Below are 21262 nucleotides of genomic sequence, written 5' to 3' on the forward strand. Positions count from 1 at the left end.
TCTATTGGCTCACCAGGTGAGCCACCCTACCCCCGCCGCAACCCCAGCCACATCACCGTCCCCACGACGATCAACCCGCCGGCCACCTGCGAGGCCGCGATGGTCTGGCCGAGAACCGCCCAGGCCAGCGCCAGCGCGAAGATCGGCTCGACGTTCATGATCGCCGAGTTGCCCACCACGCCCAGGCGCGGCAGCACGGTGAACATGATGGTGAAGCCGGTGCCGTACAGCAGCGTCAGGCCGGCCAGGCCCCACCAGCCCACGCCGTCGCCGGGCAGGTGGAAGCCGCCCTGCACCGCCACGCCCACCAGCGCCAGCAGCGCCACCTGGCCCATCGTCGCCACGGTGCGCACGCGGCCGTCGAGGCCGCCGGCCTCGTGCTGCGTCAGCACCAGCGCGAGGCCGAACACCGCCGCCGCGGCCAGCGCGAAGGCCACGCCGGTGCCGATGCGGCTCCACTGCCCGGCCGCGCCCAGGCCGGAGGCGGCGCCGAACACGTCGAGCGCCAGCGCCAGGCCGACCAGCATCACCGGCATCGCCAGCAGCACGCGGCGCTCCGGGCGGTGCGCGTAGACCAGGCGCGCCGCGAGCGCCGTCCACAGCGGGTAGGTGTTGAAGGCCAGCAGCGCCAGCGCCACCGGCAGCCGCGCCACGGCCGAATACAGGCACAGGCTCTGCACCGCGATCAGCGCGCCGATGGCCGGCAGCGCGCGGCGGTGCCGAGCGGTCAGCGCCAGCGGCACGCGCTGCGCGGCGATCAGCGCGCCCACCACCAGCGCGGTGGCGGCGCTGCGGAACACCACCGCGGTGGCGACGTCGGCGCCGTGGTTGAAGGCGATGCGCGCGGCGACGTGGTTCGCGCCCATCAGCAGCGCGATCAGCAGCAGCGTGAGGAAGGCCGCGGTCGACAGCGCCGGGGAGGGTTCGCCGGAAAGCTTCATGGGGCGGCGGTTGGAGGGGTGCCGGCCGCGAGTCTCGCACGCCGCTCCAGCGCGTCGAGCAAGTCGCGCGTGGCCTGCGCGGCCTGTGCCGCGACCGCCTCGGTGGCTTGCAGCCGCCACAGCAGCCAGGGCAGCGGCGCGGCCGTCGGCTCCGCGTCGGGCGGCGGCGGCAGTTCGGCGGGCGCGGCCGGCGGCCGGCCTTCCAGCGCGTCGCCGAGCCGCTGCTGCAGCCCGCCGTGCACGCGCCGCAGCGCGGCGTCGAGTTCCGGCGTCGCATCGCCCAGGCCGCCGCGCTGGCGCACCAGGCGCACCATCGACAGGTTGGCCATCAGGCGCTGCGCCTGGTCGAGAAACTGCGTCAGCTCGGCCAGCGGCGGCCGCGCGCCGGCGGGCTCGACCGCGGCGCGCTGCAGGGCTGCCGTCACGGCGCCCAGCGCGTCGTAGGCCTGGCGGCGCGCGATGCGCTGCGTGGCGGCATCGTCCAGCGCGGCGCCGAGCACGTGCTTCGCGTAAGCGCGCAGCGCGCGCACCGCGCGCTCGACGTTGCGCGGCAGCGCGCGCCGCTCCCAGGCCGGCAGCACGTAGCTGAAGATCCAGGCCAGCGCGGCGCCGATCAGCGTGTCGGCCAGGCGCTCGGCCACCGGAAAGCCGATGGCCGGGTCGGCCAGGTGCGCCTGCAGCAAGGACATCACGGTGGCCGCCAGGGCCGTGACCAGGTAGCGCTCGACGGCGAAGCCGTGCGCCACGCCCACCGAGACGAGGAAGACCGCGGTCATCAGCGGCGCCGAGGGCCAGCGCGCCAGCACCATCACCGCCAGGCAGCCGAGCACCGTGCCGGACACGCGCGCATTGCGGCGCGACAGCGTCTGCTCGAGGTTGCCGCGCAGCACCACGGCGACGCTGAGCACCAGCCACTGCGGATGCGAGGCCCAGGGCAGCAGCAGCGCGATGGCGTAGGCGCAGCCCAGCGCGAGCGCGGCGCGCAGCGCATGGCGCAGCACCGGCGAGGCGAGCGTGCGGTGCGCCGCCAGCGCCGAGAGCGGCCAGCCTTCGGGCGCGACGAAGCGGCGCAGCTCGTCGTGGCCGAGCGGCAGGGCTTCGTCGGCCCCGTGCGCGAGCGCGGCGATACGCTCCACCTCGGCCTGCAGGTGGCCGACCCGGCCGCGCAGCACGACGCCGAGGCGGCGCGTCGCGGCGTCCTCGCCCTCGGGCGGAGGCGGCTGCGACAGGGGCGCTGCCGCACGACCCGTCACGCCGCGCAGCAGCGCCTGCGCTTCGTCGAGGCGTTCGGCCTGCGCTTCGAGCGAGCGCATCAGCCAGGCGCGCCAGGCCGGGCCGCCGGGCGCCTCGGCGAAGCGGTCGAGATCGAGCACGCCGACGATCAGCAGGTCGCGCAGTTCGATCAGGCGCAGCAGCACCGCCGACTCGCGGCGCATGCGCGGCGAGTCGGGCGCGCTGAAGACGAGGTCGCGCGCGGCCTGCAGGCGTTCGGCGAGCTGGGCTTCCTGGCGCACCCAGGCGCGCTCGCGCTCGGCGCGCGGCGGCGCGGCATCGTCGCCCAGCACCGCGGCGCGGCGCCGCAGCAGTTCGGCCAGGGCCTGCGCGGCGTCGGCCAGCGCCAGCGTGCGGTAGCGGCGCTGCAGCAGCGCGGCGCTGGCCACCACCCAGAGCAGGTAGCCAGCCGCGCCGGCAAGGTGGGCGGCCAGCATCGCGGCGCGCGGCGCATCGTGCGGCTGGGCCATCGAGAACACGATGGCCAGCACCGGCGCGAACGAGACCGGCCCGGCGCGCGGCCCCCAGGCCAGCGTCATCGTCGCCACGAAGGTGATCGCCGCGATGGCCAGGCCCAGCGCCGGCCGATGCGCGGACAGCAGCACGATCGCGGCCGCGGCGAGGCAGCCGGCCAGCCCGGTGGCCAGCACCAGGCGCCACGAGCGCGAGAGGCTGCCGGGCCGGTCGGCCAGGCTCGCGAGGATCGCGCCGCTGCTCGCCCAGCCCGCCACCTGCGGCCCGGCCAGCGCGATGGCGACGAAGTGGATCGTGGTGACACCCAGCGCCACGGTGATGCCGTTGATCAGGTGCGCGGGCAGGCGTCGAAGCAGCTTCATGAAACGGGCGTGGTGCGGCCCGGCACTGTCTCACGGTTGCGGCCGCGCTGCTAGAATCGCCGCGGTTCCGAGGAGCGTTGCAAGGCCTGCACCCAGGCCCCAGGCTCGGAAACTGCAATTGCAACGGCGCTCACCCGCACGACCGGACCTCGTGGGTGAGACTGCACCAAACCTTCGATGTGTCGCGCTGCGGGTTCCCTGATTTTCGGAGCCTGACATGAACGCTGTTCTCAAACCGCCGCACACCGACCAGTACGCCATCGCCGACCTCTCGCTGGCCGAATGGGGCCGCAAGGAAATCAAGATCGCCGAGACCGAGATGCCGGCGCTGATGGCGATCCGCGAGGAGTACGCCAAGGCGCAGCCGCTGGCGGGCGCGCGCATCACCGGCTCGCTGCACATGACGATCCAGACCGCGGTGCTGGTCGAGACGCTGCAAGCGCTCGGCGCCGAGGTGCGCTGGGCCTCGTGCAACATCTTCAGCACGCAGGACCATGCCGCCGCCGCGCTGGTGGCCGCCGGCACGCCGGTGTTCGCCTACAAGGGCGAGTCGCTGAAGGACTACTGGGACTACACGCACCGCATCTTCGAGTTCGGCGCCAAGGGCAGCGAAGGCGAAGGCCCGAACATGATCCTCGACGACGGCGGCGACGCCACGCTGCTGATGCACCTGGGCAAGCGCGCCGAGAAGGACGCCTCGGTGCTCGCCAATCCGGCCAGCGAGGAAGAGCGCGAGCTGTTCGCCGCGATCAAGGCCAGGCTGGCGGTCGACGCCACCTGGTACTCGCGCAAGAGCGCGCAGATCATCGGCGTGACCGAGGAGACCACCACCGGCGTGCACCGCCTGAAGGAGATGAGCGCCAAGGGCACGCTGCTGTTCCGCGCCATCAACGTCAACGACTCGGTGACCAAGTCGAAGTTCGACAACCTGTACGGCTGCCGCGAGAGCCTGGTCGACGGCATCAAGCGCGCCACCGACGTGATGATCGCCGGCAAGATCGCCGTGGTGGCCGGCTACGGCGACGTGGGCAAGGGCTCGGCGCAGGCGCTGCGCTCGCTGTCGGCGCAGGTGTGGGTGACCGAGATCGACCCGATCAACGCGCTGCAGGCCGCGATGGAAGGCTACCGCGTCGTGACGCTCGACTGGGCCGCCGACAAGGCCGACATCTTCGTCACCACCACCGGCAACCGCGACGTGATCACGCACGAGCACATGGCGGCGATGAAGCACAACGCGATCGTCTGCAACATCGGCCACTTCGACAACGAGATCCAGGTCGCCTCGCTGGAGAAGTACCAGTGGGAGGAGATCAAGCCGCAGGTCGACCACGTGATCTTCCCCGACGGCAAGCGCATCATCCTGCTGGCCAAGGGCCGCCTCGTGAACCTGGGCTGCGCCACCGGCCACCCGAGCTACGTGATGAGCAGCTCGTTCGCCAACCAGACGATCGCGCAGATCGAGCTGTTCACGCACGCCGACTACTACGAGGTCGGCAAGGTCTACGTGCTGCCCAAGCACCTCGACGAGAAGGTGGCGCGGCTGCAGCTCAAGACGCTGAACGCGCAGCTCACCGAGCTGACCGACGAGCAGGCGGCCTACATCGGCGTGCCCAAGCAGGGGCCGTACAAACCGGACAGCTATCGCTACTGAGCGAGGCGCCACGATGCGTGCGGACCAGCTGCTCGTGCAGCGCGGTCTCGCGCCCTCGCGCTCGGCCGCGCAGCGGCTGATCGCGCGTGGCGCGGTGCACTGGCACGCCCCGGCGGGCTGGACCGCGCCGCGCAAGGCCGGCGACGAGCTGCCCGAGGGCTGCGAGCTGCGCGTCGCCGACGACGCCGAGCTGCGCTGGGTGTCGCGCGGCGGGCTGAAGCTCGAAGGCGCACTGGCGCGCTGCGGCATCGACGTGGCCGGCCGCGACTGCCTCGACGTCGGCCAGAGCACCGGCGGCTTCACCGACGTGCTGCTGGCGCGCGGCGCGGCGCGCGTGGTCGGCATCGACGTCGGCCACGGGCAACTGCACCCCCGGCTGCGCGCCGACCCGCGCGTGACGGCGCTGGAAGGCGTCAACGCGCGCCACCTCGACGCCGCCGCGCTGCCGCTGCGGCGCTTCGATCTGATCGTCGGCGACCTGTCGTTCATCTCGCTCGCGCTGGTGCTGCCGGCGCTCGCGCCGCTGCTGGCGCCGCGCGGCGAGCTGCTGATGCTGGTCAAGCCGCAGTTCGAGCTGCAGCCGGCCGACATCGGCAAGGGCGGCATCGTGCGCGACGCGGCGGCTTATGGGCGCGTCGAGGCGCGTTTGCGCGCGGCATGCGCCGACGCGGCGCTCGCGGTGGCCGACTGGTTCGCCAGCCCCGTCCAGGGCGGCGACGGCAACAACGAATTTTTCCTGAGGGCACAGCACCATGAGTGAGACGCGCATCCCCGTGCCGGTGAGCTTCGAGTTCTTCCCGCCCAACACGCCGGTGGGCGCCGAGAAGCTGCGCGGCGTGATCGCCGAGCTGGCGGCGGCGCGGCCGGAGTTCTTCAGCGTCACCTACGGCGCCGGCGGCTCGACGCGCGACAAGACGCTGGCCACCGTCAGCGAGATCGCCGCGCTGGGCCACGAGGCGGCGGCGCACCTGTCGTGCATCGGCGCGACGCGCGAGAGCATCGTCGAGACCCTCGCCACCTACCGCAGCCGCGGCATCCGCCGCCTGGTGGCGCTGCGCGGCGACCTGCCCAGCGGCACCGCCACCGCCGGCGAGTTCCGCTACGCGGCCGAGCTGGTGCGCTTCATCCGCGAGCAGGAGGCGAACCACTGGCACGTCGAGGTGGCGGCCTACCCCGAGGTGCACCCGCAGCAGCGCTACGCGCGGCGCGACCTGCAGCACTTCGCCGACAAGGTGGCGGCCGGCGCCGACGGGGCGATCACGCAGTTCTTCTTCAACGCCGACGCCTACTTCCACTTCGTCGACGAGGCGCGCGCGCTGGGCGTGAACGTGCCGATCGTGCCGGGCATCATGCCCTTCCACAACTACGCGCGCATCGCGCAGTTCGCGCAGCGCGACGCCATCGACATCCCGCGCTGGGTGGCGCTGAAGATGGAGGGCTTCATGGACGACGCCGCGTCGATCCGGGCCTTCGGGCTGGACGTGATCACCCGCCTGTGCGAGCGGCTGATCGAGGGCGGCGTGCCGGCCATCCACTTCTACACGCTCAACCAGTCGGCGCTGACGCTGGAGATCTGCCGCCGGCTGGCGCGGCCGGTTTGACCTGGGTCATGGTGCGTGGACACCGCGTTGTGAAGTAGTCACACACGCGGTAGGGTTTTGATGCACCGCAACAAGCCGGGCAAGGCCCGGATCTGAAATGCCCGTCGGGGATTCGACCTCTTTTCTCGACAGGACACAGACCATGAGCAAGACCTTCCAACGCAGCGCCCTCGTTCTCGCCCTGGCTGGCGGCCTCGCCGCGCCGATGCTGGCCCAGGCGCAAGACTTCAAGGCCGGCGACGTGCTGGCCCGCGTGCGCGCGGTCAACATCGACCCGGCCAACAAGGACAGCATCGCCATCACCAACGTCTCGGTCAGCGACAAGACCATTCCGGAAGTCGACTTCACCTACTTCCTGTCGCCCAACCTGGCGGCCGAGTTGATCCTGACCTACCCGCAGAAGCACGACGTGTCGTCGTCGGCGCACGGCGGCAAGATCGGCACGCTCAAGCACCTGCCGCCGACGCTGACGCTGCAGTACCACTTCACCGACTTCGGCGCCTTCAAGCCCTACGTCGGCGCGGGCCTGAACTACACGCGCTTCTCGAGCGTGAACCTGCCCGCCGGCTTCTCCATCGACAAGAACAGCGTCGGGCTGGCGCTGCAAGCGGGCCTGGACTACGCGCTCGACAGCCGGTGGTCGATCAACTTCGACCTGAAGAAGGTGCAGATCCGCACCGACCTGAAGGCGGGCGGCACCGGCCTGGGCAAGATCAAGGTCGATCCGCTGCTGATCGGCGTGGGCGTCGGCTACAGGTTCTGACCCGGCAACGGTAGAAGCGGCGCGCCGGCCGAGCGCCGGGCCGCTCCCAAGCCGGCCGGCGATCCCCTCGGGGGATCGGCCGGCGTACCCGACGGCCGAGGGGCCGTCATCAGATCAGAGGTTTGTGCCAGCTGACGCCATCCTCGGTGAGCATGGCGTCGAGCACGAAGTCCTGCCCGGTGGGCAGCAGCAGCGGCAGGAAGCCGTGGCTGTAGCTCACCCCCACGGTCACCGGCCGCGGCGTGATGGACTTCAGCGTGCGGTCGAAGAAGCCGCCGCCGTAGCCCAGGCGCACGCCGCCCGGCCCGTAGCCCAGGCAGGGCACCACCAGCAGTTCGGGCACGAACTGCTCGGTGTCCTTGGGCTTGGGAATGTCGTAGGCGTCCAGCTCCATCGGGCAGCCCGGATACCAGACGTGGAACTTCAGCGCGCCGCCGTCGCGGTCTTTCACCGGCAGGCCGATGCGGCGCGTCACGCCCTCGGGCGCGCCCTCGGTCCAGCGGTACAGCGCCGGCAGCGCGTCGAACTCACCCTTGATCGGCCAGTAGGCGCCGATGCTCTTCTCGGTGCGGCCGACCAGCCACACGCGCAGCACGCTTTGCAGCGCGACGGCGCGCTCCAGCCGGTCGGGCAGGGCCTGGCGGGCGGCGACGAGGCGTCGGCGCAGGGCGTCACGGTCGGTGGGCGTCATGGGCCCGCATTGTGCAAGACCGGCCGTGGCCGATTACTTCCGCGCCAGGGCCAGCAGGCCCCAACGCCGAGCCTGCGGCTGCCAGCGCAGCACGGCGTCTTCGCCGCGCCGCCAGGCTTCCACCACCGTGCCCGCGCCATCGGCCAGGCGCAGCGTGTCGCCCGGCGCGAGCACGAGGTCGCTGCCGTCGCCGGCGCCGCAGCGGCCGGTCAGCCAGACGCGGCCGCGCAGCACCGTCAGTTCGCCGGCGCCGGCGCCCACGCGGCGGGCCTGGCCGGCGGGCACGGGGAGAATCCGGGAGGCTTGCGCATTCATCATCAATCTCCTTCTCGACAGGCTACGATGATCGGCACTTGCACGAGGAATATCCAATGAGTTCGCGGAACCCGATTGATGAGAGATACGCATGAATGAACGGCGCCGCCCGCTGTCGCTGGCCAACCTGCGGGCGTTCGAGGCGGTGGCCCGGCTGGCCAGCTTCAGCGCCGCCGCCGAGGAGCTGTTCCTGACGCAGTCGGCCATCAGCCGCCAGATCAGGGGCCTGGAGGACGAACTCGGCGCGGCGCTGTTCGTGCGCGGCACGCGCCACGTCGAGACCACGCAGGACGCGCAGATCCTGCTGCGCGCGGTCGAGCCCTGGCTGGCGCGGCTGGACGCCGGCGTGCGCCAGATCCGCGAGAAGCGCACGCGGCGGCGCGTCAGCGTGACCACCTTCGCGTCGTTCGCGTCGCTGTGGCTGCTGCCGCGCATCGAGGCTTTCCAGCGCCAGCACCCGGACATCGACATCCGCGTCTCGGCGCACGATGCGCTGTCCGACCTCGACGACCCCGAGATCGACCTCGCGCTGCGCTACTGCAGCGCGCAGCAGGCGCCGGCCGGCGCGCTGCGGCTGTTCGGCGAGACGCTGACGCCGGCGGTGAGTCGCCAGTTGATGCAGCGCATCCGCGCCGGCGAGGCGCCGCCGCTGGCGCGCCCGGCCGACCTGGCGCGGCACACGCTGGCCGAGGAAGACGACCACCGCGCCAGCGCCGAGTACCTGAGCTGGCGCCACTGGCTGGCCCAGCACGGCGAGCCGGCCTTGCAGCCGCGCCGCTGGCTGTACCTCAACTTCACCTACCAGCAGGTGCAGGCCGCGCTGGCCGGCCAGGGCGTGGCGCTGGCGCGCGTCGCGCTGGTGGCCGACGCGATCGAGCGCGGCGAACTGGTCGAGCCCTTCGGCACGGCCGGGCGCATCACCAGCCCCTACTGCTACTGGCTGGTGAGCACGCCGGCCAGCCGGGCGCGCGCCGAGGTGGCGCAGTTCTGCGACTGGGTCGAGGCGCAGGCGGCGCTGACGCGCGCGGCCACCGGCGAGGACGACGACGCTACGGCGCCACGCCCTGCTCGGTGACGATCAGCGTCAGCGGAATGTCGTGCGGCTGCGGCGCGTAGACCTCCTCGTCCAAGCGCGTGAAGCTCCAGGCCACGCCGATGGTGGTGACGTGCGGGTGCTTCGCGAGATAACGGTCGAAGTAGCCGCCGCCGTAGCCGAGCCGGTAGCCGCCGGCCGCGTAGCCCAGGCAGGGCACCAGCAGCACGTCGGGCACGCACACCGGTCCGGCGGCGCTGGCGATGCCGCATTCATCGGCCACCATCGGCACGCTGCGGTCCCACAGCCGGTACTCCATCTCGCGCGGCTCGCGGCGGCAGAACGGCAGGGCCCAGGGCAACTTGTCGCAATCGGGATCGGCGCCCAATGCAAGCACTGCGTTAAATTCGGATCGGATCGACGTGTACAGGCCCAGCGCCTGCGGCTCCAACTGAGTGACGACTCGCCTCAGATGCGCCGCGAGTGCGGCTTCGGCGGCGGCGTAGCCGGCCGACGTCGCGAAGGCCGCGCGGCGCTCGCGCAATTGCTGGCGCCATTCGGCGCGGGTCGTGGGCATCGAGGAAGAACGGGAAGTCGGTGAAATCAACGAAGCGGGCGAAATCATATGGGCGCGGCGTGCTGGCCGTGCTGGTGCTGGCCTTCACGCTGCCGCTGAGCGCCTCGGCCGCGCCGGGCGACGGCGCGATCGTCGAGGCGCGCGAGGCGCTGCGCAAGAAAGACCGCCAGGCGCTCGTGGTGGCGCGCGCCGCCGCGCTGGCCGCCGGCCATCCGCTGGCGCAGTGGGCCGACTACTTCGAGCTGAACAACCGCCTGCCCGAAGCGCAGCAGGCCGAGCTGGACGCCTTCTACGCGCGCTGGCCCGGCAGCTACGTCGAAGACCGGCTGCGCAACGACTGGCTGCTCGAACTCGGCAAGCGCCGCGACTGGGCCAACTTCGCCGTCGAGTACCCGCGTTTCCGCATGAACGACGACCGCGAGGTGCGCTGCTACGCGCTGCTGCTCGACCACCAGGCCGGCAAGGACGTGAAGGACGAAGCCCTGGCGGCCTGGCTCGCGCAGCGCGACGCCGACGACGGCTGCGCGCTGCTCGCCACGGCGCTGTTCGACGCGAAAAAAATCGGCAGCGCCGAGCTGTGGCGCAAGGCGCGCTTCGCGATCGACGCCAACCGGCCGCGCGCCGCGCGCCAGGCCGTGGCGCTGCTGGGCACCGACACGGCCGCGCGCCTCGGCGAGCTGCTCGACAACCCGGCGCGCTTCCTGGCCCGCAGCGGCGCCGCCACGCCGCGGCCGGCCGCCGAGCTGGCCACGCTGGCGCTGATGCGCCTGGCCGCCAACGACCCCGACGCCGCCGCGCTGCAGCTCGACGAGCGCTGGGACAAGGCGCTGCCGCCCGACCTCTCCGCCTGGGCCTGGGCGGCGCTGGCCAAGCAGTCGGCGATGAAGCAGTTGCCGGCCGCGGCCGAGCAGTTCCAGCGCGCCGCGCTGCGCTCCAGCCGCGGCGGCGGCGAGCCCGACTGGCCCGACGACACGCTGGCCTGGAAGGCGCGCGCCGCGCTGCGCGGCGACGCCGGCCGCGGCCGCTGGCAGCAGCTCGTGCAGGCCGTCAACGCGATGACGCCCGAGCAGCAGCGCGACCCGGCCTGGGTGTACTGGAAGGCGCGCGCGCTGCAGGCCATGGCCCCGGCCTCGCAGGACGAAGCCGGCCTGCGCGCGATGGCGCAGGAGCTGCTCTCCGGCATCGCCGGGCGGCTGCACTTCTACGGCCTGCTGGCCGCCGAAGACCTGGGCCAGCCGCTCGCGCTGCCGCCTAAGCCGCTGCCGCCGACGCCCGAGGAAAACGAAGCCGCCCGGGCCAATCCCGGCCTGACGCGCGCCCTGCAACTGATCGAACTCGGCCTGCGCAACGAGGGCGTGCGCGAATGGAACTTCTCGCTGCGCGGCATGAACGACCGCGCGCTGCTCGCCGCCGCGCAGCGCGCCTGCGACGCGCAGGTGTGGGACCGCTGCATCAACACCAGTGACCGCACGCGCGAGGAGATCGACATCGACCAGCGCTTCCCGCTGCCGTTCCGCCGCGAGGTGATCGCCCAGGCTCGCGAGATCGGGCTCGACCCGGCCTACGTCTACGGCCTGATCCGCCAGGAATCGCGCTTCATCATGGACGCGCGCTCGCAGGTCGGCGCCTCCGGGCTGATGCAGTTGATGCCCTCGACGGCGCGCTGGACGGCGCGCAAGATCGGCCTGGACTACACGCACGACATGATCACCGACCGCGAGGTCAACCTGCGCCTGGGTACCAGCTACCTCAAGCTGGTGCTGGACGACTTCGGCGGCTCGCAGGCCTTGGCCGCGGCCGCCTACAACGCCGGCCCGAACCGGCCGCGGCGCTGGCGCGACGGCGCGCCGCTGGAGGCGGCGGCCTGGGCCGAGAACATCCCCTTCACCGAGACGCGCGACTACGTCAAGAAGGTGCTGCACAACGCCACCGTCTATGCCGCGCTGACCGGCGCCGCCGCGCCGTCGCTGAAAGCGCGCCTGGGCGCGAAGATCGGCCCGCGCGAGCCGGCCGCGCCGGCCGCCGACGGCACCCTGCCCTGAACCCCCGAGGAGGCCCGCGATGCAGCTCGTGATCGGCAACAAGAACTACTCGTCGTGGTCTATGCGCCCCTGGGTGCTGATGAAGCAAGCCGGCATCCCCTTCGAGGAGCTGATGCTGCGCTTCGACGCCTTCACGCCCGAATCGGCCTTCAAGCGGCGCCTGGCCGGCCTGACGCCGGCCGGCCGCGTGCCGGTGCTGATCGACGACGACGGCTTCGCGGTGTGGGACACGCTGGCCATCGCCGAATACCTCGCCGAACGCTTCCCCGACAAGCGCCTGTGGCCCGCCGATGCCAAGGCGCGCGCCCGCGCGCGCAGCGTCTGCGCCGAGATGCACTCGGGCTTCGGCGCGCTGCGCAGCCACTTCCCGATGAACATCGAGGCGAAGCTGCCCGACGTCGGCGCCAGGGTGATGGCCGAGCACGCCGAGGTGCGCGCCGACCTCGAACGCCTCGTCGCGATGTGGAGTGCTCTGCTGCGCGAACACGGCGGGCCGCTGCTGTTCGGCGAGTTCGGCATCGCCGACGCCTTCTACGCGCCGGTGGCGATGCGCCTGGCCACCTACGCGCCGCCGCTGCCGCCCGAGATCACGGCCTACATCGCGCGCGTGCAGGCGCTGCCCGGCGTGGCGGCGTGGGTCAAGGAGGCGCTGGCCGAGCAGGACTTCCTGGCCTTCGAGGAGCCCTACCGCACGCAGCGCTGAGCGCGGCGGGCCGCCTACACTGCCGCCGCATGAAGGTCTACCTGGTCGGCGGCGCGGTGCGCGACGAACTGCTGGGCTGCGCCTCGGGCGACCGCGACTGGGTGGTGGTGGGCGCCACGCCGGCCGAGATGGTCGAGGCCGGCTTCGAGCCGGTGGGGCGCGACTTCCCGGTCTTCCTGCACCCGCGCACGCACGAGGAGTACGCCCTCGCGCGCACCGAGCGCAAGACCGCGCCGGGCTACCGCGGCTTCGTCGTGCACGCCGCGCCCGAGGTCACGCTCGAAGAGGACCTGGCGCGTCGTGACCTGACCATCAACGCGATGGCGCGCGACGAGCACGGCGCACTGGTCGACCCTTGCGGCGGGCAGCGCGACCTCGCCGCGAAAGTGCTGCGCCACGTCGCGCCGGCCTTCGCCGAAGACCCGGTGCGCATCCTGCGGCTGGCGCGCTTCGCGGCGCGGCTGCCCGATTTCACGGTGGCGCCCGAGACGCTGGCGCTGATGCGCGGCATGGTCGAGGCCGGCGAGGTCGACGCGTTGGTGGCCGAGCGCGTCTGGCAGGAGCTCTCGCGCGGGCTGATGGAAGCGCGGCCCAGCCGCATGTTCGAGGTGCTGCGCGAATGCGGCGCGCTGGCGCGGCTGCTGCCCGAGGTGAACCGCCTGTGGGGCGTGCCGCAGCGCGCCGAGTACCACCCGGAGGTCGACACCGGCGTGCACCTGATGATGGTGCTCGACATGGCGGCGCGGCTCGACGCGAGCCTCGCGGTGCGCTTCGCCTGCCTGGGCCACGACCTCGGCAAGGGCACGACGCCGGCCGACGTGCTGCCGCGCCACATCGGCCACGAGCAGCGCAGCCGCAGGCTGGTGCGCGCGCTGTGCGAGCGCTGGAAGGTGCCCACCGACTGCCGCGAGCTGGCCGAGGCGGTGGCGCAGGAGCACGGCAACGTGCACCGCAGCGGCGAGCTGAACGCCGCCGCCGTGCTGCGCCTGCTCGAGCGCTGCGACGCGCTGCGCCGGCCGCAGCGCTTCGACGAACTGCTGCTGGCCTGTGAATGCGATGCGCGCGGCCGGCTCGGCAAGGAAGAAGAGCCCTACCCGCCGCGCGAGCGCCTGGCCGCCGCGCTGCGCGCGGCCCTGTCGGTGGACACCGCGCCCATCGCCGACGCCGCCGCGGCGCGCGGCCTGCAAGGGCCGGCGATCGGCGAAGCGGTGCGCGCGGCGCGCGTGGCGGCGATCGCGGCGCTGGGCTGATCCGCCGCCCCCGCGCGAATCACCCCGCCCGCACCCACGCCACCAGCGGCGCCAGCAGCGCCGGCCGCCAACTGAGCGTCAGCGCCACCGTCAGCGCGGCGGCGGCCAGCAGCATCACCCACACCAGCGCGGCCATCGAGGCATGGTCGGCGCGCAGGCAGGCCAGCAGCGACGCGAACACCGCGATGCCGCCCAGCACGCGCAGCGCGCGCGCCGTGCCGGCCGGCAGCGGCTGCGCGCCGCGCAACTGCTGCCAGTGCGACTCCATCGCCAGCGCCAGCCATCCGAAACCCGCCACGCAGCAGACGTAGGCCGCGCCCAGCCACCAGGCCTTCACTCCGTTCCCCTGATGGTGAGCGTCGCGCCGGCGGGCAGCGGCGCGTCGCCGCGCTCGTCGGCGGCACGGCCCTGCGGCCCGAACCGCTGCTCGCGCCGCCCCAGCCTGACGGCGGCAAAGGCCGCGAGGCCGGCCGTGGCCAGCAGGCTCAGGTCGAGCCCGGCCACCGGCCAGTAGGCCTCGCCCATCGTCTTCAGCAGGTGGTCGCCGGTGGTGGCCCAGTTGAGCAGCACCGCCGCCACGGCCAGCGCCGCGACCGCCCAGCATTGCTCGCGCCAGGCCGGCGCGATGCGCGCCCGGCGCACCGGCGCGGTCCGCCACACGGCATGCGCCAGCGCGACCGCCCAGGCGGCCCAGAAGCCCGTCTCCTCCCAATCGCCGCGCTGCGGCAGGTCGGCGGGCAGCAGGCGGTTGAGCACCAGCATCGCGATCGCCGCGACCAGCATGCCGGTGACCGTGGCGACGGCCAGCGCGTCGACCGCGCGGCTGCCGGCTACGCCCTTGGCGGCATGCTGCTTCTTGCGCTTCTCGACGAAGAACACGAAGCCGGTGGCGATGCACACGCAGCCCGCCAGGCCGCCGAACACGTAGAACCAGCGCAGCAGCCAGTGCTCGAAGTGCTGCAGGTGCAACCCGGTGAGGAAGTCGTTGATGCCGCCCACCGCGGTGGGCGGCGGGTCTTCGCGGATCAGCTTGCCGGTGGCGGCCTCGAAGTGCACGCCCTGGCCGACCAGCGTGACGCGGTCGGTGCCGGCGCGGAACACGCTGACGTAGCCGTTGCGGTCGCCCAGGTGCTCGATCGTCAGCAGCCCCACCTCGCCGGGCATGTCGCGCGCGGCCCAGCGGCGCTTGGCCTCGGCCACCATCGCGTCCACCGAGGCCAGCGGCGCGGCGACGCCGGCCGGGTCGTGCGGCAACCCGGTGCGTGCGGCTTCGAGCGTCTCGTGCTGCTTGGCCAGCGGGCGCAGTTGGGTCTCGTCCACCGGCAGGTAGATGCCGGCGAAGATCACCAGGCCGGTGAACGCGAAGAAGAAGTGGAACGGCAGCGCCACCACGCCGGTGAGGTTGTGCAGGTCGAGCGCGCTGCGCTGCACGTGCTTCTTCGGCCGGAAGGTGAAGAACTCGCGGAAGATCTTGCGGTGCATCACCACGCCGCTGACCAGCGCGGCCAGCATCACCAGCGCCGCCAGGCCGACGATCCAGTAGCCCAGGTCGAGCCAGTGCAGGTGCAGGCTGTAGTGCATCGGGTAGAAGAAGCCGCTGCCGATCTTGAGCTTGTCGTCGGGCAGCACCCTGCCGCTGCGCGGGTCGATGGTGGCCCAGCCGTGCACGTGCTGGTGCTCGTCGCTCGCGTCCTTGGGCTTGTTCGGAATCGCGAACTCGCCGCCGATGGCCAGCACCGGGTCGCGGTGCGTGGTGTAGGCGTACAGCGAGACGAGCGGCAGCGTGTCGGGGTGCGGGATCTCGCCGACCACGCGCTCGGCCGTCGCCTTCATGTCGTCGGGGTGCGCGCGCAGCTCGCGGAAGATCGGCGCGAGCACCGTGTCGTACGACGGCATCGGCTGCGGCTGGAAGCGCGTCTCGGGAATCGCCCAGCGGTCGATCTCGCGGTCGAACACCGACAGCGCGCCGAAGAAGAAGCAGGCCATCAGCACGTAGCCCAGCACCAGGCCGAACCAGGTGTGCAGCCAGGTCATCGAGAGGCGGAAGCTGGAGAACATCGGCGGACTCTCCCGAGGGTCAGACCAGTTGGCGCTGCAACAGCCAGGCCGCGCCCGTCATCAGCGCGGCGCCGCCGGCCAGCACCGTCCACACGCGCGCCAGGCTGGCCGCCGCGAAGGCCCAGCAGAACGCGGCGAGGAAGACGAGAAAGGCCAGCAGCATCGCCGCCTTGTAGGCCTCGTCGTAGGGCTGGCCCAGCGCCACCAGGGCGGTGATGCACAGCGCGACAAAACCCCACACGAACGACCAGCCGCCGAGCAGGCTGGCGGCGACGCGGCTGGCGATGTGGGCACGGGTGGGCATGGGGCGGCAGCGTCGATCGTGAGAACGATTCTCATTATGTCCCGTCCCGCCGGCGGGCGCCGAGATGACCCTAGATCAGCGCACCGATCCCCATCGCGACCAGGCTCAGCAGCAGGCTGCTCGCGATCGGCAGATGCCAATCGCGGCCGCGAAAGCGGAAGCTGAAGTCGCCCGGCAGCCGGCCCAGGCCGATCTTGCGCAGCCACTCGGACAGGCCCTGGAAGACCAGGAAAGCGAGCAGGAAGACGATCAGCCAGCGCATGGGGAGCCCGTCGCTCAGAGCCGGTGCGTGCGGTCGCCCTGCACGAAGCCGATCGCTTCGATCTCGATCCCCTTCGCCAGGCCGATCACCTTGAACAGCTCGCCCATCTCGTGCTCGGTCAGCAGCTTCTGCGCGTTGGCGATGCCGCGCACGTCGGCGTCTTGCAGCAGTTCGAGGATGCCGCAGTTCGCCAGGAAGCGCGCCTGCGAGGTGTAGCCGATCACGGCCAGCCCGGCGTCCTGAGCGGCCAGCGCGATGCCGGTGAAGTCGACGTGCGCGGTGATGTCCTTCTCGCCCACGTCGGCCAGCGGATCGCCGTCGCTGCGGTGCGCGCGGTGGCACATCAGCGTGCCGCCGAGGCGCTGCGGGTGCCAGTACTCGGCCTCGGGAAAGCCGTAGTCGATGAAGAAGGCGGCGCCGCGCTCCAGCTTGCCGGCCAGCGTGGCGACGAAGGCCCGCGCCTGCGGATGGATCTCGGTGACGGTGCCGGGCACGAAGTCGGCCTGCACCGGCGGGCGCAGCGCGGTCGGCGCGTCGGCCCAGGCGAAGCGCTCGCCGTCGGCCGGGTCCAGCGCCACGCCGCGCTCGAACCACTGCTGGCCGTCGAAGCGCAGCAGTTGCACCGGCATCGCGTCGAGCACCTCGTTGCCGACGATCACGCCGACGATGCGCTCGGGCAGCGTGTCGATCCAGCGCACCTTGCCGGCGTGCGCGGCGAGCCGCTCGCGCTGGCGCGCGCGCAGCGAGCCCGAGAGGTCGACGATGGTGTAGCGCGCCACGCGCTCGCCCAGCGCGGCCAGCAGTTGCCCGGCCAGCGCGCCGGAGCCGGCGCCGAATTCCCACACCTCGGCGCTGCCGGCGGCGTCCAGCGCCTGCGCCACCTGGCGCGCCAGCGCGCGGCCGAACAGCGGCGAGAGTTCCGGCGCGGTCACGAAATCGCTGCCCGATTCGGGCAGCGCGCCGAACTTCCTGGACTCGCGGCTGTAGTAGCCCAGCCCGGGCGTGTACAGCGCCAGCGCCATGAAGCGGTCGAAGCCGATGCGGCCGCCCGCGGCGGCGATGGCCTCGCGGATGCCGCGCCGCAGGGCCGCCGATACACTGTCGCCCTCGTTGGATTGCATCGCCGCATTGTAGGAATGGCCCCGCCCACCCGCCCCGTCGTGCTGGTCACCGGCGCCGCCCGTCGCATCGGGCGGGTGATCGCGCTCGACCTCGCGGCGCACGGCCACGACATCGCACTGCATTGCCATCGCCCCTCGGCCGAGGCGGACGCCACGCGCGACGAGCTGCGCGCGCTCGGCGCACGCGCCGAAGTCTTCGCGGCGGACCTGGCCGACGAAGCCGCCTGCCGCGCGCTGCTGCCGGCGGCGGCCGAGCGCTTCGGCCGCGTCGATGCATTGGTGAACAACGCCTCGCGCTTCGCCTACGACGATGCGGCCAGCTTCGGCCACGCCGAGATGGAACGGCACTGGCGCGTCAACGCCGCCGCGCCGGTGCTGCTGGCGCGCGCGCTGCACGAGCACCTCGCGGCGCGCGACGCACGGGGCTGCGTCGTCAACCTGCTCGACCAGAAGCTCGCCAACCCGAACCCCGACTACTTCTCCTACACGCTGTCGAAGGCGGCGCTGCAATCGGCCACGGCGATGCTGGCGCAGGCGCTCGCGCCGCGGCTGCGCGTGTGCGCCGTGGCGCCGGGCGTGACGCTGCCCTCCGGCGACATGGACGACGCCGACTTCGCCGCCGCGCAGCAACTCTCGCCGCTGCGCCGCGGCGCCACGCCCGAAGACATCGCCGCGGCGGCGCGCTACCTGCTCGGCGCGCATGCCGTCACCGGCGCCACGCTGCTGGTCGACGGCGGCCAGCACCTGGCCGCGCAGCCGCGCGACGTGGCCTTTCTCGTCAGGAGCGCCTGAAACCATCATGTTCATCGACCCCGGCCTGCGCGACTGCCGCCGCCTGTTCCTGCGCAACTACGAGGTGCGCATGGGCATAGGCGTGCACGACTTCGAGAAGCGCGGCGAACAGCGTGTGCTGATCAACGTCGAGCTGTACGTGCCGCTGGCGCTGTCGACGCCGCGGCGCGACGAGCTCGACGAGGTGCTCGACTACGACTTCATCCGCCGCAGCATCGCCGAGCGCCTGGCGCGCGGCCACGTGCACCTGCAGGAGACGCTGTGCGACGACGTGCTGGCGACGATGCTGGCCCACCCCAAGGTGCGCGCGGCGCGCGTCTCCAGCGAGAAGCCCGACGTGTACCCCGACTGCGACGCGGTCGGCTGCGAAGTCTTTGCGATCAAGGAGGCGCCATGAGCGCGGTGCTCGACGAAAACCAGGCCGCCGGCGAGCCCGGCGCCCGGCCGCCCGAAGCCGGGCGAGATCCCCTCGGGCGAGGGGTCGACATGAAAGCGGCGCACGAGATCAACAAGCTGTCCAAGCGGCTGCACCGCCAGGTCGGGCAGGCGATCGCCGACTTCAACATGATCGAGGACGGCGACAAGGTGATGGTCTGCGTCTCCGGCGGCAAGGACAGCTACGCGCTGCTCGACATCCTGATCGAGCTGCGCCGGCGCGCGCCGGTGAGCTTCGAACTCGTCGCCGTCAATCTCGACCAGAAGCAGCCCGGCTTTCCCGAGCACGTGCTGCCCGAGTACCTGCGCAGCCGCGGCGTGCCCTTCCACATCGAGAACCAGGACACCTACTCGATCGTCAAGCGCCTGATCCCCGAGGGCCAGACGATGTGCAGCCTGTGCTCGCGGCTGCGCCGCGGCATCCTCTATCGCGTCGCCGGCGAACTGGGCGCGACCAAGATCGCGCTCGGCCACCACCGCGACGACATGCTGCAGACGCTGTTCATGAACATGTTCTTCGGCAGCCGCCTCAAGGGCATGCCGCCCAAGCTGGTCAGCGACGACGGCCGCAACATCGTGATCCGCCCCCTCGCCTACGTGGCCGAGACCGACCTGGAGCGCTGGGCCGAACACCGCGCCTTCCCGATCATCCCGTGCTCGCTGTGCGGCAACCAGGAGAACCTGCAGCGCGTGCAGATGAAGAAGATGTTGCGCGAGTGGGAGCGCCAGCATCCGGGCCGGCTCGACAACATCTTCACGGCGATGGGCAACATCGTGCCCTCGCACATGATGGACAGGAAACTCTATCCCTTCGCCACGCTCCAAACCACCGGCGTGGTCAACCCCGAGGGCGACCGCGCGTTCGACGAGGACGAAGACTGCGCGCCCAGCGCGGCGCAGCCGATCCGCATCCATCCGGGAACACAGCCATGACACGCACCCTGATCCTGCTCGCCGCCTGTGTCGCTTCTGCCGTGCTGGCCGGCTGCGCGGCGACCCACCAGCTCACCAGCGAGGTGTCGAGCTACAGCGCGTGGCCGGCCGAGCGCAAGGCGGGCAGCTACACCTTCGAGCGGCTGCCCTCGCAGCAACTGCGCGCCGAACGCGCGCAGCGCGTCGAGGACAGCGCGCGCCGCGCGCTCGAAGGCGCGGGCTTCACGCCGGCGCCCGAGGGCCAGGCGGGCGAGTACACGGTGCAGATCGGCGTGCGCGTCAGCGCCACCGAGGCCTACTACGACGACCCGTTCTGGTGGCGCGGCGGCCTGTACGCGCACCGCTTCGGCCGTCCCTGGGGCGTGGGCTTCGGCCTGAGCATGCCCTCGGTGCGCTACGCGCGCGAGGTGGCGCTGCTGATCCGCGACCGCAAGAGCGGCCAGCCCCTGTACGAGACGCGCGCCAGCAACGACGGCGGCTCGGCCTCGATCGACGCGCTGCTGCCGGCGATGTTCGACGCCGCGATGAAGGACTTCCCCGCCGGCAGCGCGACGTCGCGCAACGTGACGACGGAACTGGCGCCGCGCTGAGCCGTGACTCATGGCCCGGACTCGAAACCCCATCACGGGTCGGGCTGGGCCCTTCGACAAGCTCAGGGCGAACGGATTCCACCCACCCCGATCATCCTGAGCAGGGCCCGAGCTTGTCGAAGGCCTGTGTCGAAGGACAAGCGCAGGGTGAATGGAGGTCTTGGCCGAACGCCGGCCCTGTCAGCGGCAGGTCGTAGCCCTCAATCCGGCGCCGCCGCCAGCGCCCGGACATCGTTCTCCCAGCCCTTGAACCTCGCCGCCGCGGCCTGGCGCTGCGCCGGCGTGGTGGCGTTGTGCAGTTGCGCGGCGAAACCGCAGTTGAAGTTCTCCAGCCGGTCCTGGTAGCGCCGGTAGGCCTCGCGCGGTGAGCGCGCGACGCGCTCGGCCTGCGCGCGCAGCGCGGCCAGCGCGGCGTCGCGGTCGGCCGGCGCGCTGGCCAGCCGGCGCAGCACCTGCACCATTTCCTGCTGGCGCTGCATGCGCTCGGCGAGCCAGGCCTCGGGGTCGAAGGGCGAGGCGGCCTGCAGGCGCGCCACCAGCGCGCGCTGGCGTTCGTCGAGCGTGCCGTAGACGGTTTCGGCGCGCTCGATGCTGCGCTCGACGACGCGCTCCAGCCGGCGCGCCGGGTCGGGGTCGAGATGGTCGCGGCGCAGTTCGGCGTCGACGCGCGCCTGGCGGCGCTCGATGTGCCGGATCTGCGCCGGCTGCAGCGTCAGCGCCACCTCGGCGGCCTGCGGCAGCGCCTGGTCGACGGCGCGCTCGGCATGTTCGCGCAGTTCGGACCACCAGCGGCAGACACGCTCGGGCGTGGTGTCGCCGGCCACCTCGGCGCGCATGCGCGCCAGCAGCGCGGCGTAGTCGGGCAACTGGGTACGGCGGTGCCAGGCGAACCACTGGCCGAGCCGCGCGCGCACGTCGCGCGCCTGCGTGTCGTCGAAGTCGGCGTAGCCGTCGAGCCACCAGAACGCCAACTCCGGCGCCTGGTTGTAGCCGAATCGCAGCGCGCTGCACCCCGCGAGCAGGGCGGGGGCCAGCAGCGGCAGCAGCAGCGCCAGGATAATGCGCGGTCTCCTCACCACGTTTCGCAAGAAC

The 21262-nt window shown here is 72.3% G+C and carries 23 protein-coding genes and 1 riboswitch; of the genes, 12 read left to right on the forward strand and 11 right to left on the reverse strand.

Annotated features, from left to right (window positions below; translation table 11 throughout):
* Nucleotides 1-26: 26 nt before the first annotated feature.
* The gene (locus QM792_RS17495) at nt 27-941 is read right to left on the reverse strand and encodes a DMT family transporter (RefSeq protein WP_415151377.1); all 915 of its coding nucleotides are present in this window, start codon (nt 939-941) and stop codon (nt 27-29) included.
* Entirely contained in the window at nt 938-3049 is a 2112-nt protein-coding gene (locus QM792_RS17500; RefSeq protein WP_415151378.1) for an FUSC family protein, read from the reverse strand. The genes QM792_RS17495 and QM792_RS17500 overlap by 4 nt, the downstream gene beginning before the upstream one ends.
* 63 nt (nt 3050-3112) lie before the next feature.
* A riboswitch (S-adenosyl-L-homocysteine riboswitch) is annotated at nt 3113-3188 on the forward strand.
* A 78-nt stretch (nt 3189-3266) separates the two neighbouring features.
* Here QM792_RS17500 and ahcY point away from each other — a divergent pair.
* From ahcY to QM792_RS17520, 4 genes are all read left to right on the forward strand, one after another.
* Entirely contained in the window at nt 3267-4700 is a 1434-nt protein-coding gene (gene ahcY, locus QM792_RS17505) for an adenosylhomocysteinase (RefSeq protein WP_415151379.1), read from the forward strand.
* A gap of 13 nt (nt 4701-4713) precedes the next feature.
* Complete coding sequence (locus QM792_RS17510; RefSeq protein WP_415151380.1) at nt 4714-5460, forward strand: TlyA family RNA methyltransferase; 747 nt, start codon at nt 4714-4716, stop codon at nt 5458-5460.
* Complete coding sequence (gene metF / locus QM792_RS17515; RefSeq protein ID WP_415151381.1) at nt 5453-6301, forward strand: methylenetetrahydrofolate reductase [NAD(P)H]; 849 nt, start codon at nt 5453-5455, stop codon at nt 6299-6301. The genes QM792_RS17510 and metF overlap by 8 nt, the downstream gene beginning before the upstream one ends.
* Before the next feature lie 142 nt (nt 6302-6443).
* A complete protein-coding gene (locus QM792_RS17520; RefSeq protein ID WP_415151382.1) occupies nt 6444-7064 on the forward strand; it encodes an OmpW/AlkL family protein in 621 nt (206 codons plus the stop codon).
* 109 nt (nt 7065-7173) lie between these two features.
* Here the strand turns inward: QM792_RS17520 and QM792_RS17525 are convergent, their stop codons facing one another.
* Together QM792_RS17525 and QM792_RS17530 are read right to left on the reverse strand one after the other, a co-directional pair.
* A complete protein-coding gene (locus QM792_RS17525; protein ID WP_415151383.1) occupies nt 7174-7755 on the reverse strand; it encodes a 5-formyltetrahydrofolate cyclo-ligase in 582 nt (193 codons plus the stop codon).
* Between the two features lie 33 nt (nt 7756-7788).
* Nucleotides 7789-8040, reverse strand: coding sequence for a DUF2917 domain-containing protein (locus QM792_RS17530; RefSeq protein WP_415151384.1), 252 nt, complete (start codon nt 8038-8040; stop codon nt 7789-7791).
* 121 nt (nt 8041-8161) lie between these two features.
* Between QM792_RS17530 and QM792_RS17535 the strand changes: the two genes are divergently transcribed.
* Nucleotides 8162-9145, forward strand: coding sequence for a LysR substrate-binding domain-containing protein (locus QM792_RS17535; protein ID WP_415151385.1), 984 nt, complete (start codon nt 8162-8164; stop codon nt 9143-9145).
* On the opposite strand, the gene QM792_RS17540 is transcribed toward QM792_RS17535, so the two are convergent.
* Nucleotides 9120-9680 carry a 5-formyltetrahydrofolate cyclo-ligase gene (locus QM792_RS17540; RefSeq protein ID WP_415151386.1) on the reverse strand — a complete coding sequence of 187 codons (561 nt, stop codon included), beginning with the start codon at nt 9678-9680 and terminating at the stop codon, nt 9120-9122. The genes QM792_RS17535 and QM792_RS17540 overlap by 26 nt on opposite strands.
* 20 nt (nt 9681-9700) lie before the next feature.
* Here QM792_RS17540 and QM792_RS17545 point away from each other — a divergent pair, with 20 nt between their 5' ends.
* The 3 genes from QM792_RS17545 to QM792_RS17555 are packed head-to-tail and all read left to right on the forward strand — an operon-like array spanning nt 9701 to nt 13675.
* The gene (locus tag QM792_RS17545) at nt 9701-11722 is read left to right on the forward strand and encodes a transglycosylase SLT domain-containing protein (RefSeq protein WP_415151387.1); all 2022 of its coding nucleotides are present in this window, start codon (nt 9701-9703) and stop codon (nt 11720-11722) included.
* 19 nt (nt 11723-11741) lie between these two features.
* Nucleotides 11742-12425 (forward strand): glutathione S-transferase family protein, encoded by a 684-nt coding sequence (locus QM792_RS17550; protein ID WP_415151388.1) that lies wholly within the window; start codon nt 11742-11744, stop codon nt 12423-12425.
* A gap of 29 nt (nt 12426-12454) precedes the next feature.
* On the forward strand, nt 12455-13675 hold the full coding sequence (locus QM792_RS17555; protein WP_415151389.1) for a multifunctional CCA addition/repair protein: 1221 nt from the start codon (nt 12455-12457) through the stop codon (nt 13673-13675).
* Nucleotides 13676-13694: 19 nt separating this feature from the next.
* Here QM792_RS17555 and QM792_RS17560 read toward each other — a convergent pair whose 3' ends face one another.
* The 5 genes from QM792_RS17560 to QM792_RS17580 form a co-directional block, all read right to left on the reverse strand.
* A complete protein-coding gene (locus QM792_RS17560) occupies nt 13695-14012 on the reverse strand; it encodes a DUF3325 domain-containing protein (protein WP_415151390.1) in 318 nt (105 codons plus the stop codon).
* On the reverse strand, nt 14009-15733 hold the full coding sequence (locus QM792_RS17565; RefSeq protein WP_415151391.1) for a PepSY-associated TM helix domain-containing protein: 1725 nt from the start codon (nt 15731-15733) through the stop codon (nt 14009-14011). Before QM792_RS17565 ends, QM792_RS17560 begins: the two co-directional genes overlap by 4 nt.
* 19 nt (nt 15734-15752) lie before the next feature.
* Complete coding sequence (locus QM792_RS17570) at nt 15753-16037, reverse strand: iron uptake protein (RefSeq protein WP_415151392.1); 285 nt, start codon at nt 16035-16037, stop codon at nt 15753-15755.
* Between the two features lie 70 nt (nt 16038-16107).
* A complete protein-coding gene (locus QM792_RS17575; RefSeq protein WP_415151393.1) occupies nt 16108-16299 on the reverse strand; it encodes a DUF2905 domain-containing protein in 192 nt (63 codons plus the stop codon).
* A 14-nt stretch (nt 16300-16313) separates the two neighbouring features.
* Nucleotides 16314-17420 (reverse strand): class I SAM-dependent methyltransferase, encoded by a 1107-nt coding sequence (locus QM792_RS17580; RefSeq protein WP_415151394.1) that lies wholly within the window; start codon nt 17418-17420, stop codon nt 16314-16316.
* A gap of 15 nt (nt 17421-17435) precedes the next feature.
* Between QM792_RS17580 and QM792_RS17585 the strand changes: the two genes are divergently transcribed.
* From QM792_RS17585 to QM792_RS17600, 4 genes are read left to right on the forward strand one after another with little or no spacing between them, the layout of a single operon-like run.
* A complete protein-coding gene (locus QM792_RS17585) occupies nt 17436-18212 on the forward strand; it encodes an SDR family oxidoreductase (protein ID WP_415151395.1) in 777 nt (258 codons plus the stop codon).
* Nucleotides 18213-18219: 7 nt separating this feature from the next.
* Nucleotides 18220-18609, forward strand: a complete 390-nt coding sequence (locus tag QM792_RS17590) for a dihydroneopterin aldolase (RefSeq protein ID WP_415151396.1) — start codon at nt 18220-18222, stop codon at nt 18607-18609.
* On the forward strand, nt 18606-19580 hold the full coding sequence (gene ttcA, locus QM792_RS17595; protein ID WP_415151397.1) for a tRNA 2-thiocytidine(32) synthetase TtcA: 975 nt from the start codon (nt 18606-18608) through the stop codon (nt 19578-19580). The genes QM792_RS17590 and ttcA overlap by 4 nt, the downstream gene beginning before the upstream one ends.
* A complete protein-coding gene (locus tag QM792_RS17600) occupies nt 19577-20170 on the forward strand; it encodes a DUF4136 domain-containing protein (protein ID WP_415151398.1) in 594 nt (197 codons plus the stop codon). Before ttcA ends, QM792_RS17600 begins: the two co-directional genes overlap by 4 nt.
* A 200-nt stretch (nt 20171-20370) precedes the next feature.
* Here the strand turns inward: QM792_RS17600 and QM792_RS17605 are convergent, their stop codons facing one another.
* Complete coding sequence (locus QM792_RS17605; RefSeq protein ID WP_415151399.1) at nt 20371-21246, reverse strand: DUF6279 family lipoprotein; 876 nt, start codon at nt 21244-21246, stop codon at nt 20371-20373.
* Nucleotides 21247-21262 lie beyond the last annotated feature (16 nt).

The organism is Piscinibacter sp. (genome assembly GCF_047600445.1).
Lineage (GTDB): Bacteria > Pseudomonadota > Gammaproteobacteria > Burkholderiales > Burkholderiaceae_C > Piscinibacter.

Bases quoted from the DNA above. Each gene is read 5' to 3' on its own strand.
- ahcY (WP_415151379.1), top strand. From the start codon at position 3,267: ATGAACGCTGTTCTCAAACCGCCGCACACCGACCAGTACGCCATCGCC.
- QM792_RS17575 (WP_415151393.1), bottom strand. From the start codon at position 16,299: ATGCGCTGGCTGATCGTCTTCCTGCTCGCTTTCCTGGTCTTCCAGGGC.
- QM792_RS17525 (WP_415151383.1), bottom strand. From the start codon at position 7,755: ATGACGCCCACCGACCGTGACGCCCTGCGCCGACGCCTCGTCGCCGCC.
- QM792_RS17500 (WP_415151378.1), bottom strand. From the start codon at position 3,049: ATGAAGCTGCTTCGACGCCTGCCCGCGCACCTGATCAACGGCATCACC.
- QM792_RS17590 (WP_415151396.1), top strand. From the start codon at position 18,220: ATGTTCATCGACCCCGGCCTGCGCGACTGCCGCCGCCTGTTCCTGCGC.
- QM792_RS17510 (WP_415151380.1), top strand. From the start codon at position 4,714: ATGCGTGCGGACCAGCTGCTCGTGCAGCGCGGTCTCGCGCCCTCGCGC.
- QM792_RS17495 (WP_415151377.1), bottom strand. From the start codon at position 941: ATGAAGCTTTCCGGCGAACCCTCCCCGGCGCTGTCGACCGCGGCCTTC.
- QM792_RS17555 (WP_415151389.1), top strand. From the start codon at position 12,455: ATGAAGGTCTACCTGGTCGGCGGCGCGGTGCGCGACGAACTGCTGGGC.
- QM792_RS17535 (WP_415151385.1), top strand. From the start codon at position 8,162: ATGAATGAACGGCGCCGCCCGCTGTCGCTGGCCAACCTGCGGGCGTTC.
- QM792_RS17550 (WP_415151388.1), top strand. From the start codon at position 11,742: ATGCAGCTCGTGATCGGCAACAAGAACTACTCGTCGTGGTCTATGCGC.
- ttcA (WP_415151397.1), top strand. From the start codon at position 18,606: ATGAGCGCGGTGCTCGACGAAAACCAGGCCGCCGGCGAGCCCGGCGCC.
- QM792_RS17570 (WP_415151392.1), bottom strand. From the start codon at position 16,037: ATGCCCACCCGTGCCCACATCGCCAGCCGCGTCGCCGCCAGCCTGCTC.
- QM792_RS17580 (WP_415151394.1), bottom strand. From the start codon at position 17,420: ATGCAATCCAACGAGGGCGACAGTGTATCGGCGGCCCTGCGGCGCGGC.
- QM792_RS17565 (WP_415151391.1), bottom strand. From the start codon at position 15,733: ATGTTCTCCAGCTTCCGCCTCTCGATGACCTGGCTGCACACCTGGTTC.
- QM792_RS17585 (WP_415151395.1), top strand. From the start codon at position 17,436: ATGGCCCCGCCCACCCGCCCCGTCGTGCTGGTCACCGGCGCCGCCCGT.
- QM792_RS17520 (WP_415151382.1), top strand. From the start codon at position 6,444: ATGAGCAAGACCTTCCAACGCAGCGCCCTCGTTCTCGCCCTGGCTGGC.
- QM792_RS17600 (WP_415151398.1), top strand. From the start codon at position 19,577: ATGACACGCACCCTGATCCTGCTCGCCGCCTGTGTCGCTTCTGCCGTG.
- QM792_RS17540 (WP_415151386.1), bottom strand. From the start codon at position 9,680: ATGCCCACGACCCGCGCCGAATGGCGCCAGCAATTGCGCGAGCGCCGC.
- metF (WP_415151381.1), top strand. From the start codon at position 5,453: ATGAGTGAGACGCGCATCCCCGTGCCGGTGAGCTTCGAGTTCTTCCCG.